Raw genomic sequence first — 16,753 nt, 5'->3', positions numbered from 1 at the left:
AGAAGGAAGCGATGCCTAATGGATATTACATTTATCGATGAAACAAATACTGTATCTGAAACGAAAATCAAAGAAATCGAAGAACTTCTTCAATTTGCCGCAAAAAAACTTTCTTTATCAGATGAAACAGAAATGTCGGTCACGTTCATGGATAATCCGTCTATTCAGGAAATCAATCGTACGTACCGTGGCAAAGATGCACCAACTGATGTGATCAGTTTTGCATTAGAAGATGAGGTTGAAGATGAGATCCCGGTGATTTTTGAAGAGGACGATGAGCCAATGCCTCGTGTGTTAGGTGATATCATGATCTCGATCGATCGAGCAAAAGAACAAGCAGAAGAGTACGGTCATTCCTATGATCGTGAATTAGGATTCTTAGCCGTGCATGGCTTTTTACACATCAATGGCTATGATCACATGACACCTGAAGATGAAGCGGAAATGTTTGGACTACAGAAAGAGATTTTAGATGCTTATGGACTTAAAAGGTAGAAAAGAAGAACAAAAGGCAGATAAAAACAAACATTTTTGGATGTCAGTGGAGTTTGCTTTACAAGGCGTTAAAACAGTTTTCGATGAAGAACGAAATATGAAGAAACACGTTGCTTTTGGCATCATTGCATTGCTAATGGGCGTCGTCTTTCAATTGGATCGAATGGAGTGGCTCTGGTTGCTCCTTTCAGTCTTTCTCGTATGGATCGTTGAGATCATGAATACTGTGTTTGAAAATGTAGTCGATATGTTCACAGACTTCCATTTTCATCCAATTGGAAAAAAAATCAAAGATATGGCAGCTGGTGCGGTGCTATTGACAGCTTGTTTTGCTGTGATCGTCGGGATCATTTTATTTGGTCCAAAAATCTATCAACTGTTTTTTAATTAAAAGGAGAGTAACTATGTCAGAACATAAATCTGGATTTGTCGCAATCGTTGGGCGACCAAATGTTGGTAAGTCCACATTGCTTAATCGGATCGTTGGTCAAAAAATCGCGATCATGAGTGATAAAGCGCAAACGACGAGAAATAAGATTCAAGGAGTATATACGACTCCTGAAGCGCAATTGATCTTCATTGATACACCTGGGATCCATAAGCCAAAACATCGCTTAGGTGATTTCATGGTAGAAACAGCCTATAGTGCATTACGTGAAGTCGATGCGGTATTATTTATGATCAGCGCCGATCAAAAAAGAGGAAAAGGTGACGATTTTATCATCGAACGATTGAAAAATGTTCAATCACCGGTATATTTGGTCATCAATAAGATCGATAAGGTTCATCCTGATGAGCTATTAGGGATCATTGAAGATTATTCGACACAAATGGACTTTGCACAAGTGGTGCCGATTTCTGCTACAGAAGGAAACAATGTGGAGCGTTTGATGGATGTTTTAGTGGATGAAATGCCTGAAGGGCCACAATATTTCCCTGACGATCAAGTGACAGACCATCCCGAGTACTTTATCGTTTCTGAATTGATCCGAGAAAAAGTTTTATTCTTAACACGAGATGAAGTCCCGCATTCAGTTGCAGTAGTGATCGACACAATGAAACGCAATGAGAACAATAAAATCCATATCCAAGCGACGATCATCGTGGAGCGCGATAGTCAAAAAGGGATCATTATCGGCAAAGGCGGTAAGATGCTGAAGGATATCGGCACAAAAGCACGAAGAGATATTGAGAACCTGTTGGGGGATAAAGTCTTTTTAGAGCTTTGGGTCAAAGTCCAAAAAGATTGGCGAGACAAGCGAGTTTATTTACAAGATTTTGGGTATCGTCAAGACGAGTACTAAACAAGATTGTGAGAAAGCTGGTCAACTCCGAGTATTAAGAAATAATTTGAGAAAATAGCTTCTCATATTTTTTCAAATTTTGGCTTAATATCGTAGGAGTTAGCTTTCGAACACCGTTTATCTAGTTGTAGCGTAAAGGATCAATAAGTCATGGAAGCAATTAAGACAAAAAGAGCCTAGTAATTTTGTCTTAGATGCTCGCATGACTTTTTCCTACTTTCTTGCTTATTAAAAAAGCAGTCGATGTTTAAATCAGAGGAGGCGTGACGATGAGTCAGCTTGCAGAATCAAAAGGGATCATCCTTTCAAGCCGGAACTACAAGGAAAAAGATAAATTAGTTAAGATATTTACAGAATCGGCAGGTAAAATGATGTTTTACGTCAAGGGAATCCATCGTCAAAATCAGCCGATCGCGCCGGCTTTGCTCCCTTTTACGGAAGCAGTCTATATCGGTCATTTTCATAATGAAGGATTGTCCTTTGTTAACAGCGTGAAAGATGTCCATTCGTTTCGTAAGATCCAAGAAGATATCTTTCTTAGCGGTTATGGGACGTACTTGTTGAACCTAATCGATGCGGCAATCGAGGATCGACAATATGATCCCAATCTGTTTCAATTTACCCATCAAGCACTACAACGTATGGATCAAGGAGATGATCCCGAGATCATTACCAACATCTTTGAGATCCAATTGTTGCAACGCTTTGGGATCTCGCCAGTTTGGACGCATTGTGCGGTATGTGGGCAGACTCAAGGAAAATTTGATTACTCATCAAAATATGGCGGTGTCTTATGTGAAAACCACTGGGAGTTAGATCATCATCGCTATCATGCCGACCCTCGTGCAGTCTACTTTGTACGGATGTTTTCGGCGATTTCGTATGATCGTATCAGTGGGATCAATGTCAAAGAAGAAACGAAGCAAAAAATTCGTCAATTGATCGATCTGCTATATGAAGAATACGTCGGGATTCATTTAAAAAGTAAAAAATTTATCGATCAAATGAAAAGTTGGGAGCATATCATGAAACCAGCGAATGATCGAAATCAGGAGAAGCCCACCGAAGAATGATCGGTAAATTGAAACAAAGCACTTTTTTTCAAAAATATTTGACAAAGTAGCTAGTTACCGTCTATTATAAAGCCTAGATAGTAACGATTATTTTTTCAATAGATGAGTGTAACTGATGAAGTACATTCAATATCAAATACGTACGATGATCAAGATCAGTAGGAAATCATGTGGCACAAGCGAGTTCGGGAGAGTGTGAGCCGGATGCAAACGATTTTTGAAGAGGCACTTGTGAGTACGATCAACGAAGCTGCCGAGTGACTCGGAAGTAGGGTGGAACCGCGAACATTTTCGTCCCTATGTTTGTTTATGCAAACATAGGGACTTTTTTTGTTACTATTTTTGATTCTTGGTTAAGATGAAAGGGGTAATTTTATGAGTAAGAAGCAAACAGTTCAAGAAATGATTTTGACATTACAAAAATTTTGGTCTTCAAACGGTTGTATGCTGATGCAAGCATACGATACAGAAAAAGGGGCGGGCACAATGAGCCCATATACTTTCTTGCGAGCAATCGGTCCAGAGCCGTGGAATGCTGCATATGTTGAGCCGTCACGTCGACCAGCCGATGGTCGTTATGGCGAAAACCCTAACCGTTTGTACCAACATCATCAATTCCAAGTCGTAATGAAGCCATCACCAGAAAATATCCAAGAACTTTATTTGGAAAGCTTGCGACTATTAGGGATCGATCCGTTGGAACATGACATCCGCTTTGTTGAAGATAACTGGGAAAATCCTTCGATGGGCTGTGCCGGTGTTGGTTGGGAAGTTTGGTTAGACGGTATGGAGATCACTCAATTTACGTACTTCCAACAAGTTGGGGGCTTGCCTTGTAAACCAGTCACTTCAGAAATCACTTATGGATTGGAACGCTTAGCTTCTTACATCCAAGAAGTTGAAAGTGTCTATGATCTTGAATGGTCAGCAGGTGTCAAATATGGAGAAATCTTCAAACAACCAGAATACGAACACTCAAAATATTCATTTGAAGTCAGTGATCAAGAATTACTGTTAAGCAACTTTGACCGTTTTGAAAAAGAAGCGAAACGTTGCATTGAAGAAAATCTGGTTCATCCAGCGTATGATTATATCTTGAAATGCAGCCATACGTTCAATCTATTAGATGCCCGTGGTGCGGTATCTGTGACTGAGCGTGCCGGTTACTTGGCACGTATTCGTAATATGGCGAAATCTGTAGCAAAAATCTTTGTCGCAGAACGTGAAAAACTTGGATTCCCACTGCTGAACGATCAAACAGAAAAACCAACGACCGTTAAGGAGGCTGAATAAGATGGCAAAAGACTTATTATTAGAAATCGGCTTGGAAGAAATGCCCGCGCATGTAGTGACACCGAGCATGAAACAATTAGAAGAAAAAGCAGCAGCTTTTTTAACAGCCAATCAATTGACTTACGATGCAATTGAGACATTCTCTACACCACGTCGTTTGGCGATCAAAGTAACAAACGTACCCGAACGTCAAGCGGATAGTGAAGAAGAAGTAAAAGGACCTGCGAAAAAAATTGCTTTAGACGCAGAAGGTAACTGGTCTAAAGCAGCGCAAGGATTTGTTCGTGGACAAGGAGTGACAACAGACGATATCACTTTCCGAGAAATCAAAGGCGTAGAATACGTTTATGTCACGAAATATACACAAGGAAAACCAGCCATCGAAGTCTTAACAGGACTGATCGATGTCATTAAAAGCATGACATTCCCTGTCACGATGCACTGGTCGTCATTTGACTTTGAATACATCCGCCCAATTCACTGGATCGTGGCACTGTTAGGAGAAGATGTGATCCCGTTTGAATTTTTAGATGTGAAAACTGGACGTACTTCTCGTGGGCATCGTTTCTTAGGAGAAGAAGTTACATTTGCCCATCCAGGGGAGTATGAAGAAAAACTATCTGAGCAATTTGTGATTGCCTCTCCACAAAAGAGAAGAGAAAAGATCATGGAACAAGCCACTCAATTATCAACAGAAAATGACTGGCATATTGATTTTGATGAAGACCTACTTGAAGAAGTCAATAATCTAGTGGAGTATCCAACAGTCTTTGCTGGTGACTTTGAAGAAAAATATTTGTCTGTGCCTGAAGAAGTTCTTGTGACTTCAATGAAGGAACATCAACGCTATTTTGATGTGCGAAATGCGAAAGGACAACTATTGCCACACTTTATCGCTGTACGAAACGGCGATCGTGTGAAGTTAGATAACGTTGTTCGTGGGAATCAAAAAGTATTGACTGCTCGTTTAGAAGATGCGGAATTCTTTTACAATGAAGATAAAAAATTCCCGATCGAACACTATGTCAATAAATTGAAATCAGTCACTTTCCATGAAAAAATCGGTAGCATTTATGAAAAAATGCAACGTGTACAAGTGATTGCATCAGTGATTGGTCAATCAGTCGGTTTATCTTCAGAAGAACTTTCTGACTTACAACGTGCAGGAGAAATCTACAAGTTTGACCTAGTCACGAACATGGTTGGCGAATTCCCAGAACTTCAAGGGATCATGGGTGAGAAATATGCGTTGTTGCACGGAGAAAATCCAGCAGTTGCGACAGCGATCCGCGAACACTACTTGCCGATCGCTAGTGAAGGTGAACTACCAGAAACAGCTGTTGGTGCAGTCTTAGCGATTGCGGATAAACTAGATAGTATTTTCTCTTTCTTCACTGTAGGAATGATACCAAGCGGATCAAACGATCCATACGCATTACGTCGTCAAGCCTATGGTATCGTTCGAATCATTGAAGAAAAACAATGGGCGTTCCCATTGGCACAATTACAACAAGAAGTAAATGATGCAATCAATGAAAACCAAGAGCGTTTTGGTTTAGCATTTGTTCAAGGAAATGATGTCATCGACTTTATCAAAGGTCGTTTGCGCCAACGTTTGGTAACAAAAGCTATCCGTCATGATGTGATCGATGCTGTCTTGAATGCAAAAGAAAGCAATTTGACTACAGTATTTGCAGCAGCACGTCTATTGAAAGAACGTCTACAAGATGAAAACTTCAAACCATCAATGGAAGCTTTGACACGTGTGATGAATCTAGCGAAAAAAGCGGAAGGCACGACAGTTGAAGTAGATCCAAGCTTATTTGAAAATGAAGCAGAAAAAGCATTGTATGCAGCGGTCGAAGAAGTGAAAGCTCAGTTTGCTGAACGGACACTCAAAGAGAATTATGACCAATTAGTTAGCTTGAGACCAGTTATCGATCAGTATTTCGATCAAACGATGGTAATGGTCGAAGATGAAGCTGTCCGCAACAATCGTCTAGCGCAATTACAACAAATTGCTGATATGGCATTGAGTATTGCAAGTCTAGATCAAATCATTACAAAGTAAAGCCAAGTAGAGCAAAAAGAGTCTGGGATGTTTACACATCCCAAACTCTTTTATTTTTTACGTTGTTGTTTGCCAGCATTACGCCCGCTATTATTGTTTCTATTCGCTGTTGCTTGTGTATTGATTTTTTTCGTTGATTTCGTTGTTTCTTCAGGTGTCACATCTTTTCGAGGTGTCACGACTTGTTTCGGTGGATTTTGTTTTAATTCTTCTGCCACCTGTGCTTTTAGTCGTGGTTTCATGATGACATTTGTAATAAATGTTTGAAGACAACTAAAGATACCGCCGACTACCCAGTAAAGTGTTACTCCGGCAGGGGCACTGATCGACATGAAAACGATCATCGCTGGCGACACGATCAACATCGTACGCATTGTTTTCTTTTGCTCTTCAGGAATACCGATCGTTGAGATATATCCTTGGAGCAAGTAAGCAATCCCTGCGATCGCAACTAAAACTAAACTTGGATTTCCTAGATCAATACCGTAAAAAGTCGATTCACGGATACCTTCTGTGTAACGAGCAGTAAAGTATAGCGCTGAGAAGATCGGCATTTGGATCAATAAAGGTAAACAACCGATACCACCAGTCATACTTAAACCATTTTCGCGATAGACTTGTTGCATTTCTGCTTGTGCAGCCATTTGTTCTTCACGTGTCGTTGCCGCTTTTAATTTTTCTTGGGCGGCACTGACTTGAGGTTTCAATGCTTGCATTTTTTCAGACTGGATCATTGTTTTTTTCGATTGACTGATCCCTAAAGGTAAAATGATGATTCGGACGATCACAGTCATCAAGATAACAGCCCAACCGTATGACCAGTTGAAATTCTGCACGAGATATGTAATCGCTTGTCCCATAGGTTGCACGAGTACTCGATAAATGATCCCAGATGTATCAGGGTTTCCGTCAGCATCCATTCTGACACAGCCAGATAAGAAAAGTAAGAGTGTTACAAGACCAGAACCTAGTAACCAGTTTTTCCATTTATTCATAAAATACTTCCTCTTTTAAAATTTTTACACAAGCTTAACTATACTAAAAATATGTGAATAATTCAATGAACTTCATAGAAAATTCAAATAATCCTCGTAAGACGAGTCAATCAAGTGAAGGTACATGATCACATACAATTAAAAAACACGAGCCTTCGCTATTTTTAGTAGACCGCTGCCAAAATTAGGAGATAGGGATAGACGAATCACTAAGTTTAGCCAATCACATCGAATTTTTTACGTTCCTCCATCATCGGATGTTCTTGCAAATCGACATATTGGACACGACCGCTTGGACTAGGTGACTGCTTGACTTCTTTAATGAACTGATCAATGACTGATTTTTCGCCAGCGGCTTCGATCGTCACCGAACCATCTTCTTCGTTCTTAACTGTGCCAGTCACACCTAATTGATCAGCCACCATTTTCGTCATATAGCGAAAACCAACACCTTGGACACGACCTTGTACATTCATTTTTACCTTTTTCATCTAAAGCACCACTCTTTCCTTTAGTTATAAATTTATGATAACGATTTTTTCCAAAACTAACAAGCTCCAAGATTGATTCCATGCTATAATAAAGTGAGGTGGAAAAACGTGAAAAAAATTCAATCAGCAAAAAATCCTAGAATCAAGGAACTAAAAAAATTACATAAAAAGAAGCACCGCGAAGAAGGTCAGGAATACCTGCTTGAAGGGTTCCACTTGATCGAAGAAGCTGTGAACTCCCAAGTTATACCGAAAGAGATCTTTCTGACAGAAAAAGGCTGGTCAGAGTGGGGGGCATGGGTCGAGCAACACGCATTGAATCACTTCTTAGTCACTGATGAAGTGATGTCAGCGATTTCTGACTTACCGACACCACAAGGAATCGTGGCAGTAATGCCATTAGAAGTCAGCCAGTCATCAATCGATACCGGCGGCTGGTTGCTATTAGACAATGTCCAAGATCCTGGAAATGTCGGAACAATGATCCGTACAGCCGATGCGTTTGGTTTAGCCGGCGTCATCTTAGGTAAAGGAACAGCTGATATTTATAGCACCAAAGTATTAAGAAGTATGCAAGGAAGCAATTACCATTTACCAGTCATCTCGCAAGAATTAGACGCACTCATTCCTGAATTAAAAGCAAAAGGGTTTGCGATTTATGGAACAGAACTCAATGAAGAGGCAATTTCTTTACCTGAAGTCATTCCAACAAAAAATTATGTGATCATTATGGGGAATGAAGGACAAGGGGTGCGATCAGAGTTGCTAGCGTTGACCGATAAAAATATCTATATCCCAATGAATGGACACGCCGAATCATTGAATGTCGGTGTTGCTACGGGGATATTGTTGTATCATCTCTCTTCTTGATTAAGGAACTATTAAGCTTTTTGGATTTTTAGTCAACCTCACTAGAATATTCCGAACGCGAGTGATATACTATGTACAATTTCAACGATAAATGAAATTCAAAAAGGTGGCAGATCGAAAATTATGACAGAAAAATGGCGTGAAGACGAAGAATACATGTCTTATATCGAAGATCTATTAGAAACAGAAGCTGTGCAAAAATTAGCTGACTATATTCAACATGTACATTCGACAAGATTGGAACACTCGATTAGTGTTTCTTACTATAGCTACAAATTAGCAAAAAAATGGGGTGGAGATGCAAGAGCAACTGCACGTGCAGGACTTTTACATGACCTATTTTACTATGACTGGCGTACGACAAAATTTGATGAAGGAACACATGCGTATGTGCATCCAAGAATCGCTGTAAAAAATGCAGAAAAGATCACAGAGCTTTCTGATTTAGAACGCGACATCATTTTGAAACACATGTGGGGCGCAACGATTGCTCCGCCAAAATACAAAGAAAGCTACATTGTGACATTTGTGGACAAGTATTGTGCAGTGAAAGAAGCGGCACAACCGGTAACAGATACGATGAAACAAAAATGGCAACGATATTTTGGTAAAGAACAATCGGTTTAACCAATTGACCAGCCGAATCGAAACAGTCAAAGAACCCGATTTTGGGCATTCTTTGACTGTTTTTTTGTGCGAAAGTAGTTGACGAAACAAGAGATATAAGGTTAACTCTTTATTAGATAACTGTACATAAATGAAAAAAGCATAAAGGGGGTGATGATAAGATGCCATATGTATCTTATTTAGCAGAGTTCAAGGACTTCAGTTATTAAGCTAACTTTGTTGAAGGACACTTTTTTCTTCAAAGTAGCAACTTTTGAAAGAAGAAAGGACTCAAAAAATCATGGAAACAACAATTAAAACCTATCAATATTTCTTTATTAAACGAGAAATCGAGCAATTACTGAATGTGTATCATTCAGTGAATGACAAAAAAACTGTCGCGACAGTCCAAGCGTTAGCAACAGAAAAAATCAATGAGGTAGTAGAAAATGATCCGCAAGCAATCGTTTTACTTGAACCATTTGTGCAGCAGATCATGGATACGAATTTGAAAAAAGAAAAAGCAGCAGAATTGCTCGAGCGTTTGAAAGAACATGTTGCGCCATTCAAGCAACCATCAAAAATCCAAGTGGAAAAAATATTCCGAAAAGTGAAAAAGTTGAAACAACCAGATTGGCAAATCTTAGATCTGAAAGAACACACGTATATTGGTTGGAACGACCCAGGAACACAAAAGAAATATCTGCTTTATTACGAGAATGACCAGCTAAAAGGGGTGCATGGAACACTTTCACCGACGATCATCAAAGGGGTGTGTGCGATTTGTCATAAGACCTCAAATGTTGCAATGTTTCTTTCCACAACGAAATCTGGATCAGATGGCACGTATACCAAAAAAGGGAATTATATTTGCCATGATAGCGATCAATGCAATCAACAACTTGTAAAGTTAGCACCATTCTATGAATTTACAGAAATCGTGAAGAAAGAGAAATAGTGTCATTGTTTTTTCTAAGAAGGTATGATAAACTTTCCGTAAATGAATAGGTGATGGTGTTCACCTTTAAATGTCAATCGATAGATGACTAATGACGCCTACTAAAAATCGGAGAATCCGTTTTTTTAGTAGGCTTTTTTTGTGGGAAGGAATGAAAGAAATGGAACAATGGTTGTACAATCCAATCAAAATAATCACGTATATGATCAAATGGCTAGTGATCACTGCCTGTTTGGGCCTATTGATGGGAGGACTTTCAGCTTTTTTTCTGAATAGCTTGACGGTGGTAACAAATCTACGAGAAGCCCATACGTGGCTATTGTATCTATTACCGATCAGTGGGGCATTATTTGCTTTTTTATATCAACGGTACGGTGGAAATGCTAGTCGTGGAAACAATCTGGTGATTGATCAAGGAAATGGTGGAGAAGAAAAAATCCCCCTTCGATTGATTCCCTTGACGCTTTTTGGCACGATCACGACACATCTCTTTGGCGGTTCAGTCGGTCGAGAGGGAACGGCGGTCCAAATGGGCGGTGCTTTGGCTGAAAATCTTGCTAGAGGGTTGAAATTAAGTCGTATTGAGCGAGAAGTACTGATCGTCAGTGGGATCAGCGCTGGCTTCAGTTCTGTTTTTGGGACTCCGTTAGCTGGCACACTCTTTGGGCTTGAAGTATTAGCAATCGGTAAAATGCGAACGGAAGCAATCTTTCCTAGTTTTTTTGCTGCCTTGTTTGCAAATTTTGTGACGGAGAGTATTGGAGTCACGCATGTCCATTACGCAATGGGGGAGATTCCTGTCTGGAGTCCCGCACTATTTGCTAAATTGATGGTGGCAGGGATCGCTTTTGGATTGATAGGTTGGGTTTTTAGCCGCTCGATCGTCTTTTTGAAAAAAGTGTATACGAAATGGTTCAAAGACCCAGTAGTTAGAAATTTTATTGGTGGGGGCATCGTCGTTATTGTCGCACTTATCTTCCAGACCCAACGCTACTTAGGACTTAGCCTGCCTTTGTTACAAGATGCGTTTGCAGGAACAGCCAACGCATATGATTTTATTGGGAAACTGGGCTTTACTGTCCTTTCACTAGGGGCTGGTTATCAAGGCGGTGAAGTGACGCCTTTATTTGAGATCGGTGCAACTTTAGGTGCAGCATTAGCACCACTTTTACATGTTTCGATTCCTTTTCTTGCAGCCTTAGGATTTATTGGGGTATTTTCTGGTGCAACGAATACGCCAATTGCTTGTTTTATCATGGGGATCGAACTCTTTGGTGGTGAAGCAGCTAGTTTCTTTTTCATGATTTGCTTGATCAGTTTCATGTGTTCAGGAAACTACGGGATCTATTCGGCACAAAAAGTGATGGTCAAAAAAGGGATTTTATTTTTACCAGTGGAAAAAAATCAGAGGAAAACAAAAGAGTGATCTCATATTAAAAAAAGAAGTTGCTATTTCAGCAACTTCTTTTTTTAGACGATCAATGTAAGCAAGGCCATCAAGACCGAAAAGCCAACGATTGTGCCACATACGATCATATGACGTTTTTTGTGGAGCATCAAGATTGCAATGTATTCTCTCAGAAAAGCATTTGGCAAATAATAAAAGGCTGTTTTTGCGCCAATGCCATTTGCTTTTAGTTGCGCTTGTTTCGCAAATAGTCCTGCACGGAAAATATGGTAATTATTCGAACTGAAAATGGCACGGTAAGCACCGCCACCAGACTCTCGGTCCATCAACTCTTTAGAGAAACGCATATTTTCTAAAGTGGTAGTCGAATTAGTCTCAACCAAAATATCTCTTTCAGGAATCCCTTTTTCTAACGCATAATTTTTCATCGCAATTGCTTCAGGCAATTTTTCGTCTGCACCTTGTCCCCCTGACATCAAAAGTGTCGGTGGGTTTAGAGTAGCATGACTTTGCGCCCAATAAAAAGCGATGGCTTTGTCGATTCGCTTGGCTAGGAGAGGGGAAACACGCTCACCGTTGATCAGTCCTGCGCCTAAAACAATAATATAGTCTTGATTATATCGTGGTCGGTTGAACTGATATAAGAAAGAAACGGTCATAAAATTATAGAAGACGATAAACAGATAAATCAAAATAACTGCTATACCAGAAAGAAATACATTGATCCATGCTGGCAAGTAACTAATCAAAAAGGTAGCAGTCCCTACATAAAGCATCAAAGCGATTCCTAGTAGTAAGGTCAAAAGATTTGCTAGAGACCTAGATTCTCTCTTTAGAACGATGATCCCATTCCAAACCAGAAAGACGACTAAAATATAAACACCAAATAATAAAATCAATACAACTGGCACTGCTATCAAGGCGAAAATACCACCGATAAAGACGTTTTGGGTCTCAAAGAGTAAGAGTAATAAATAAGTGCCAAAGCTGACTAAAAATAAATTGAAGATCAATCCATTCATGAGCCGTCGTTTTTCTGTAAAGTAAAAAAAGGCAAAAATACTAAAGAAGGCTAGAGGAATCAAGAAATAAAAACTTGCAAAAAAAATCTCTAACACAATGAAATACGTGAGCATCAATGCAAATGTCCAAGTACCACAATAAAAGAATAGCGCCGGGTCTTTTTGTTTTCGACGCCAGGTGATGATGCCAGTCATCCCTAAAATATAGAGAATCGAAAAAATCAAATCTCTTGTTAAATTCATAGAACCAACTCCTTTTTCTAAACGTGCAGTCATCGCTGCTAGGGATAGATAGCAGAAAACCGATGAGTTAATATACACGAAATGATAGTGTTACTTGCCCCTCAAAGAACAACCCTTCAAGTAACCATCTATCTTTTACAGTATAACGAAAAATGAACAAAAAAGCTGTTATAAAAAAAGAAAAAATATAAATTACGTTTATTTTCTGAAATAAGCAAAAAAATACCCAAACGATAATTTTGGCATTGATCCACGTCGTATCATGACGAAGAACCAAATTTTATCGTTTGGGTAGCTATTTGATGTAATCGATCAAGAGTTTTTATCTAGAATAGATTACTGAAAAAGTTAGTGACATTACGCCAGCCAATCACAAAAATATTGGCTTTTTCAACTGAACTAGCAGTGATGATGTCTGTGCTAGGAGAGGCATCGTCTTCTAAGTAGCCTAATTGATCATTAGCTAAAGTGATCGTTGCTGTACCAACTTTTGTGCCTCTGACGATCGGTGCTTCAAGTTCATTGTCTTTTACTTTTTCTTCATCGATTTTTGGTGTGATCGTCAATTGACCAGTATCCATGTCGTTTCTGACCCAGACACTGACAGGGCTTTTCAATACGACGTTGACAGAAGTTTCTTTCCCGTTCTTCACATTGATCGATTCAAGGGAAGGGATACTTGCATTTGATTTGCCGATTTCTTTGACTGACCAGTTATCATAGCAATAATCCATCAAGCGAGCTGTTTCAGTGAAACGAACACTTGGGTTTAGTTCATGGCCTTCAGCATTCAATACGACAGTGATAATGCGTTTGCCATCTCTTTCGATCGTACCAACAAAACAAGCACCAGCAAAATCAGTGGTTCCAGTTTTCAGTCCATCAACACCTTCTTTCGCATTGATAAATCCTGGAAGCATCCAATTCCAGTTGACCATTTCAACCGGTGATTGTGTATTTTCACCAAACATTTTTGTGGCTGTACTTGTTACTTCTAGTACCTCAGGAAAATCTAGTAATAGGTGACGTGCGATGATTGCTACATCTTTTGCGGACATTTGATTTTCATCTGTCTCGCCAGTACCTTCTGGGCGATTTGCACCAAGGTAAACATTGTTTAGACCAGAAACATTGACGATCGTTGCATCTTCAATGCCCCATTCTTTTAATTGATCATTCATGACAGTTAGAAAGGCTGTTTCACTACCAGAAATCTTTTCAGCTAAAGCGACCATTGAAGCATTGGCTGATTGGATGAAGGCAGAGTCAAAAAGTTCTTTTACAGTATAGGTATTCTCCTTATGTAAGGGAACATTTGATAAATTGGGTGCGATACTTAGGGTTTCAGCATAATCGGAGATTGCCACTTCATCGTCCCAAGATAATTTTCCTTCTTTCACTTGGTCGAGTACGATGTATAATCCAATGATTTTTGAAATCGATGCGATCCCCATTGTTTTATCCCCATCTTGATTGTATAAAATTTTTCCGCTTGTTGCGTCCACCGCAAATGCTGCTTGGGAATTCACAGAAAATGTATCATCTGCATGTACGGATAAAGTTGGCAGAAACGTTCCTAACGTCAAAAGAAGCGTTACCAACAGTAAAACGAAATGTGTTTTCTTAGTGCGCATGTCCAATCTCCTTGTTTTCTAATTTGATTTGCTACAAATTAAAATTTTATCAGAGAGCGTACGTAGTTTCAATCTTTCTGAAAAAAACTTTAGATAAACAAAACGAACACACCCAAGAAGCTTAACGTTGATTCTTTTTGATCCGAACGGGTTGTACTTCAGGTTCATTTAGACGAAAGGCAGTGAATACAAATAAAGCGGTCAGCCCTAGTAAACTAAAGATCATCAATAATTGCATAAAAACACCTCGATTTCTACTTTTTTTCATCTTAGCATGGATGTATGAATAATTTGGCTGTGAAGTGTAACGAATCATTGAGGAAATTTTGAAGAATCATTGAAGAAATAAATGATTGGCTATGGTTGGATTGGAAACGTTTTTTCTTTTAGGGACCATTTTGTTTTATGGATAAAAATGGTTGTGGTAGACTTTAGTTAGTAGTATTGAAGAAATGATTTTTTAGGAGGGGTACGTTTATGGCGAAAAAGGATAGAGCGTTACTGTCACAACTGACTTCAGAAGGTGTCAAAGGACCATTTATTACTATTATGCTAAATACTCACGTTGCACATCAAGATGTGGAAAAAGATCAGATCAAATTCAAGAACTTTGCAAAAGAAGCAAAAAAACGTTTTGAAAAGAAATATGCGGAGCATGATTGGTCAATCTTTCAAAAAAAGATCGATCAACTATTAGAAGATGCTTCATTTTGGCGTAGTGCCACTGCAAGTGTTGCCGTCATTTTGTCTACAGACAGTACGATTGTTCATCGTTTGAGTATTGCGGTAGACGATCAATATTATGTAAGTGATCTTCCTTACTTATTAGCGATCATCAAAAATGGACAGTTTAATTACTCATACTATTTACTAGGATTGAATCGTGACTCGATGAAGCTTTACGAAGTAAGCAACAAACAAATCAAAGAAATTGATCTGCCAGAAGGCGCACCAACAGATGTGGTCACTGCATTAGGGTCTGAGCTGACAGGTGGAGGGATCAATTATTCTTCAAATGGAAGTGAAGGATCGAATTTCCATGGTGTGAACCCGAAAGACGAGGAAGTGGAGATCGACTGGGTCAACTATTATCAAGCGGTCGATGAATTCCTCAGAGATACATTTGATAATCCTGAGAAATGGCCGATTTTCTTATACGCTTTACCTGAGAATCAAACCATGTTCAAAAAAGTAGCAAAAAATCCTTATTTCCGCTCAGATGTTGCCATCTCCGCTTCACCTGCCCAACTTTCATTAAAAGAAATTGAAGCAGGTAGTAAAAAATTATCGGAACAACTAGCAGCGAATGAAGCAAGCAGCTACAACCAGTTATTGGATAAAAAATTCCTCGATCAATTGGTCGATATCGTGCCGGCAGCAAAAGAAGGGAAACTTTCCCACTTATTTATCGCTACATCTAATCTTACTAACGGATTTGGTGAAGATCCAGAAACGGAATATGATCGTCGCCAAGTATTGAACCAACTTGCGGATGACGTGATCACGAATGGCGGACAAGTCTTTATTCTGGATCAAAAAGACGCTCCAGACGAAAAGAGCCTGACTGCAATCTTGCGTTATTAGGTCCTAGTCCAGTACACTTACAAAAGAAAAGTCATGAGATCATTCATTTGATTTCATGGCTTTTCTTATTTTTCGAAGAGCTTCAGTCGGAGGCACGGTTATTTTAAAACTGAATTTTTTATTGCCATAAATTCAAAACGTTCGTTTTTTTTTGGAAAATAAGCAAAAGAATGAAGAAAAAATAAAAAAAGTCGAAAATTTACTAGCTAAACTGTAATTAATGTGCTACAATAATTATGTAGTTTTTGTTCGGTAATCTTGGTAGCTTGTTTCAAATAAACATCTTCCAGATATTCACCATTCAAGTAATTGCAAAATATGTGTTTGATACACAAGGAGGATTTTTATTATGGAAACAGGTACAGTGAAATGGTTTAACTCAGAAAAAGGTTTCGGTTTCATTACAGCAGAAAACGGAAACGATGTATTCGTTCATTTCTCAGCTATCCAAGGTGATGGATTCAAAACTTTAGAAGAAGGCCAAACAGTAAACTTCGATGTTGAAGAAGGTCAACGTGGCCCTCAAGCAACTAACGTTGTTAAAGCTTAATTAACCCACTACTAAATAAAAGTCCAGTCTGCTAGTTTCTAGCGGTCTGGGCTTTTTTGTGTTTTCTGCTTATTCACTGTTAGACTCTGTCTAACTAAGGAATACAAGAGGGATAAATTACCTCTGAGTCGTGGAGAAATAGAAGGTATAACACCC

Annotated in this window: 16 protein-coding genes and 1 riboswitch; of the genes, 12 read left to right on the top strand and 4 right to left on the bottom strand. The window is 39.1% G+C overall.

The features are described 5' to 3' along the window. Positions 1-18: 18 nt before the first annotated feature. From ybeY to glyS, 6 genes are all read left to right on the top strand, one after another. Positions 19-495, top strand: coding sequence for an rRNA maturation RNase YbeY (gene ybeY / locus DOK79_RS00190; protein ID WP_206856277.1), 477 nt, complete (start codon positions 19-21; stop codon positions 493-495). Continuing rightward, positions 473-886, top strand: coding sequence for a diacylglycerol kinase family protein (locus DOK79_RS00185; RefSeq protein ID WP_206856274.1), 414 nt, complete (start codon positions 473-475; stop codon positions 884-886). The genes ybeY and DOK79_RS00185 overlap by 23 nt, the downstream gene beginning before the upstream one ends. A 13-nt stretch (positions 887-899) precedes the next feature. After that, positions 900-1,799, top strand: a complete 900-nt coding sequence (gene era, locus DOK79_RS00180) for a GTPase Era (protein WP_206856271.1) — start codon at positions 900-902, stop codon at positions 1,797-1,799. 269 nt (positions 1,800-2,068) lie between these two features. Beyond that, on the top strand, positions 2,069-2,872 hold the full coding sequence (recO, locus tag DOK79_RS00175; RefSeq protein WP_206856268.1) for a DNA repair protein RecO: 804 nt from the start codon (positions 2,069-2,071) through the stop codon (positions 2,870-2,872). A gap of 375 nt (positions 2,873-3,247) precedes the next feature. After that, a complete protein-coding gene (glyQ, locus tag DOK79_RS00170) occupies positions 3,248-4,165 on the top strand; it encodes a glycine--tRNA ligase subunit alpha (protein ID WP_206856265.1) in 918 nt (305 codons plus the stop codon). Position 4,166: 1 nt separating this feature from the next. Further along, positions 4,167-6,236: a glycine--tRNA ligase subunit beta gene (gene glyS / locus DOK79_RS00165; protein ID WP_206856263.1), complete on the top strand. Its 2,070-nt coding sequence runs from the start codon at positions 4,167-4,169 to the stop codon at positions 6,234-6,236. Between the two features lie 50 nt (positions 6,237-6,286). On the opposite strand, the gene yidC is transcribed toward glyS, so the two are convergent. Then, positions 6,287-7,231, bottom strand: coding sequence for a membrane protein insertase YidC (gene yidC, locus DOK79_RS00160; protein ID WP_206856262.1), 945 nt, complete (start codon positions 7,229-7,231; stop codon positions 6,287-6,289). Positions 7,232-7,446: 215 nt separating this feature from the next. After that, positions 7,447-7,722, bottom strand: a complete 276-nt coding sequence (locus DOK79_RS00155) for an acylphosphatase (protein WP_206856260.1) — start codon at positions 7,720-7,722, stop codon at positions 7,447-7,449. Between the two features lie 108 nt (positions 7,723-7,830). Between DOK79_RS00155 and DOK79_RS00150 the strand changes: the two genes are divergently transcribed. The 4 genes from DOK79_RS00150 (at position 7,831) to DOK79_RS00135 (ending at position 11,582) form a co-directional block, all read left to right on the top strand. Beyond that, a complete protein-coding gene (locus tag DOK79_RS00150) occupies positions 7,831-8,592 on the top strand; it encodes a TrmH family RNA methyltransferase (protein WP_206856257.1) in 762 nt (253 codons plus the stop codon). Between the two features lie 123 nt (positions 8,593-8,715). Next, positions 8,716-9,219: an HD domain-containing protein gene (locus DOK79_RS00145; RefSeq protein WP_206856255.1), complete on the top strand. Its 504-nt coding sequence runs from the start codon at positions 8,716-8,718 to the stop codon at positions 9,217-9,219. A 280-nt stretch (positions 9,220-9,499) separates the two neighbouring features. Next, positions 9,500-10,156 (top strand): FusB/FusC family EF-G-binding protein, encoded by a 657-nt coding sequence (locus DOK79_RS00140; RefSeq protein WP_206856253.1) that lies wholly within the window; start codon positions 9,500-9,502, stop codon positions 10,154-10,156. Between the two features lie 40 nt (positions 10,157-10,196). Next, positions 10,197-10,264, top strand: a riboswitch (Fluoride riboswitch). Positions 10,265-10,316: 52 nt separating this feature from the next. Continuing rightward, positions 10,317-11,582 carry a voltage-gated chloride channel family protein gene (locus DOK79_RS00135; protein ID WP_206856249.1) on the top strand — a complete coding sequence of 422 codons (1,266 nt, stop codon included), beginning with the start codon at positions 10,317-10,319 and terminating at the stop codon, positions 11,580-11,582. 44 nt (positions 11,583-11,626) lie between these two features. On the opposite strand, the gene DOK79_RS00130 is transcribed toward DOK79_RS00135, so the two are convergent. Together DOK79_RS00130 and DOK79_RS00125 are read right to left on the bottom strand one after the other, a co-directional pair. After that, positions 11,627-12,829 carry a YdcF family protein gene (locus DOK79_RS00130; protein ID WP_206856248.1) on the bottom strand — a complete coding sequence of 401 codons (1,203 nt, stop codon included), beginning with the start codon at positions 12,827-12,829 and terminating at the stop codon, positions 11,627-11,629. A 326-nt stretch (positions 12,830-13,155) separates the two neighbouring features. Beyond that, the gene (locus DOK79_RS00125) at positions 13,156-14,463 is read right to left on the bottom strand and encodes a serine hydrolase (RefSeq protein ID WP_206856247.1); all 1,308 of its coding nucleotides are present in this window, start codon (positions 14,461-14,463) and stop codon (positions 13,156-13,158) included. Between the two features lie 477 nt (positions 14,464-14,940). Between DOK79_RS00125 and DOK79_RS00120 the strand changes: the two genes are divergently transcribed. Together DOK79_RS00120 and DOK79_RS00115 are read left to right on the top strand one after the other, a co-directional pair. Next, positions 14,941-16,047, top strand: coding sequence for a hypothetical protein (locus DOK79_RS00120; RefSeq protein WP_206856246.1), 1,107 nt, complete (start codon positions 14,941-14,943; stop codon positions 16,045-16,047). A gap of 349 nt (positions 16,048-16,396) precedes the next feature. Further along, positions 16,397-16,597: a cold-shock protein gene (locus tag DOK79_RS00115; RefSeq protein WP_005875554.1), complete on the top strand. Its 201-nt coding sequence runs from the start codon at positions 16,397-16,399 to the stop codon at positions 16,595-16,597. Positions 16,598-16,753: the final 156 nt, after the last annotated feature.

The organism is Enterococcus sp. DIV1094, assembly GCF_017316305.2.
Lineage (GTDB): Bacteria > Bacillota > Bacilli > Lactobacillales > Enterococcaceae > Enterococcus_B > Enterococcus_B mangumiae.
This window is presented reverse-complemented; position numbering and strand designations above follow the sequence as displayed.

Bases quoted from the DNA above. Each gene is read 5' to 3' on its own strand.
- era (WP_206856271.1), top strand. From the start codon at position 900: ATGTCAGAACATAAATCTGGATTTGTCGCAATCGTTGGGCGACCAAAT.
- DOK79_RS00185 (WP_206856274.1), top strand. From the start codon at position 473: ATGCTTATGGACTTAAAAGGTAGAAAAGAAGAACAAAAGGCAGATAAA.
- recO (WP_206856268.1), top strand. From the start codon at position 2,069: ATGAGTCAGCTTGCAGAATCAAAAGGGATCATCCTTTCAAGCCGGAAC.
- DOK79_RS00140 (WP_206856253.1), top strand. From the start codon at position 9,500: ATGGAAACAACAATTAAAACCTATCAATATTTCTTTATTAAACGAGAA.
- yidC (WP_206856262.1), bottom strand. From the start codon at position 7,231: ATGAATAAATGGAAAAACTGGTTACTAGGTTCTGGTCTTGTAACACTC.
- DOK79_RS00155 (WP_206856260.1), bottom strand. From the start codon at position 7,722: ATGAAAAAGGTAAAAATGAATGTACAAGGTCGTGTCCAAGGTGTTGGT.
- DOK79_RS00125 (WP_206856247.1), bottom strand. From the start codon at position 14,463: ATGCGCACTAAGAAAACACATTTCGTTTTACTGTTGGTAACGCTTCTT.
- DOK79_RS00145 (WP_206856255.1), top strand. From the start codon at position 8,716: ATGACAGAAAAATGGCGTGAAGACGAAGAATACATGTCTTATATCGAA.
- glyS (WP_206856263.1), top strand. From the start codon at position 4,167: ATGGCAAAAGACTTATTATTAGAAATCGGCTTGGAAGAAATGCCCGCG.
- glyQ (WP_206856265.1), top strand. From the start codon at position 3,248: ATGAGTAAGAAGCAAACAGTTCAAGAAATGATTTTGACATTACAAAAA.
- ybeY (WP_206856277.1), top strand. From the start codon at position 19: ATGGATATTACATTTATCGATGAAACAAATACTGTATCTGAAACGAAA.
- DOK79_RS00120 (WP_206856246.1), top strand. From the start codon at position 14,941: ATGGCGAAAAAGGATAGAGCGTTACTGTCACAACTGACTTCAGAAGGT.
- DOK79_RS00115 (WP_005875554.1), top strand. From the start codon at position 16,397: ATGGAAACAGGTACAGTGAAATGGTTTAACTCAGAAAAAGGTTTCGGT.
- DOK79_RS00130 (WP_206856248.1), bottom strand. From the start codon at position 12,829: ATGAATTTAACAAGAGATTTGATTTTTTCGATTCTCTATATTTTAGGG.
- DOK79_RS00135 (WP_206856249.1), top strand. From the start codon at position 10,317: ATGGAACAATGGTTGTACAATCCAATCAAAATAATCACGTATATGATC.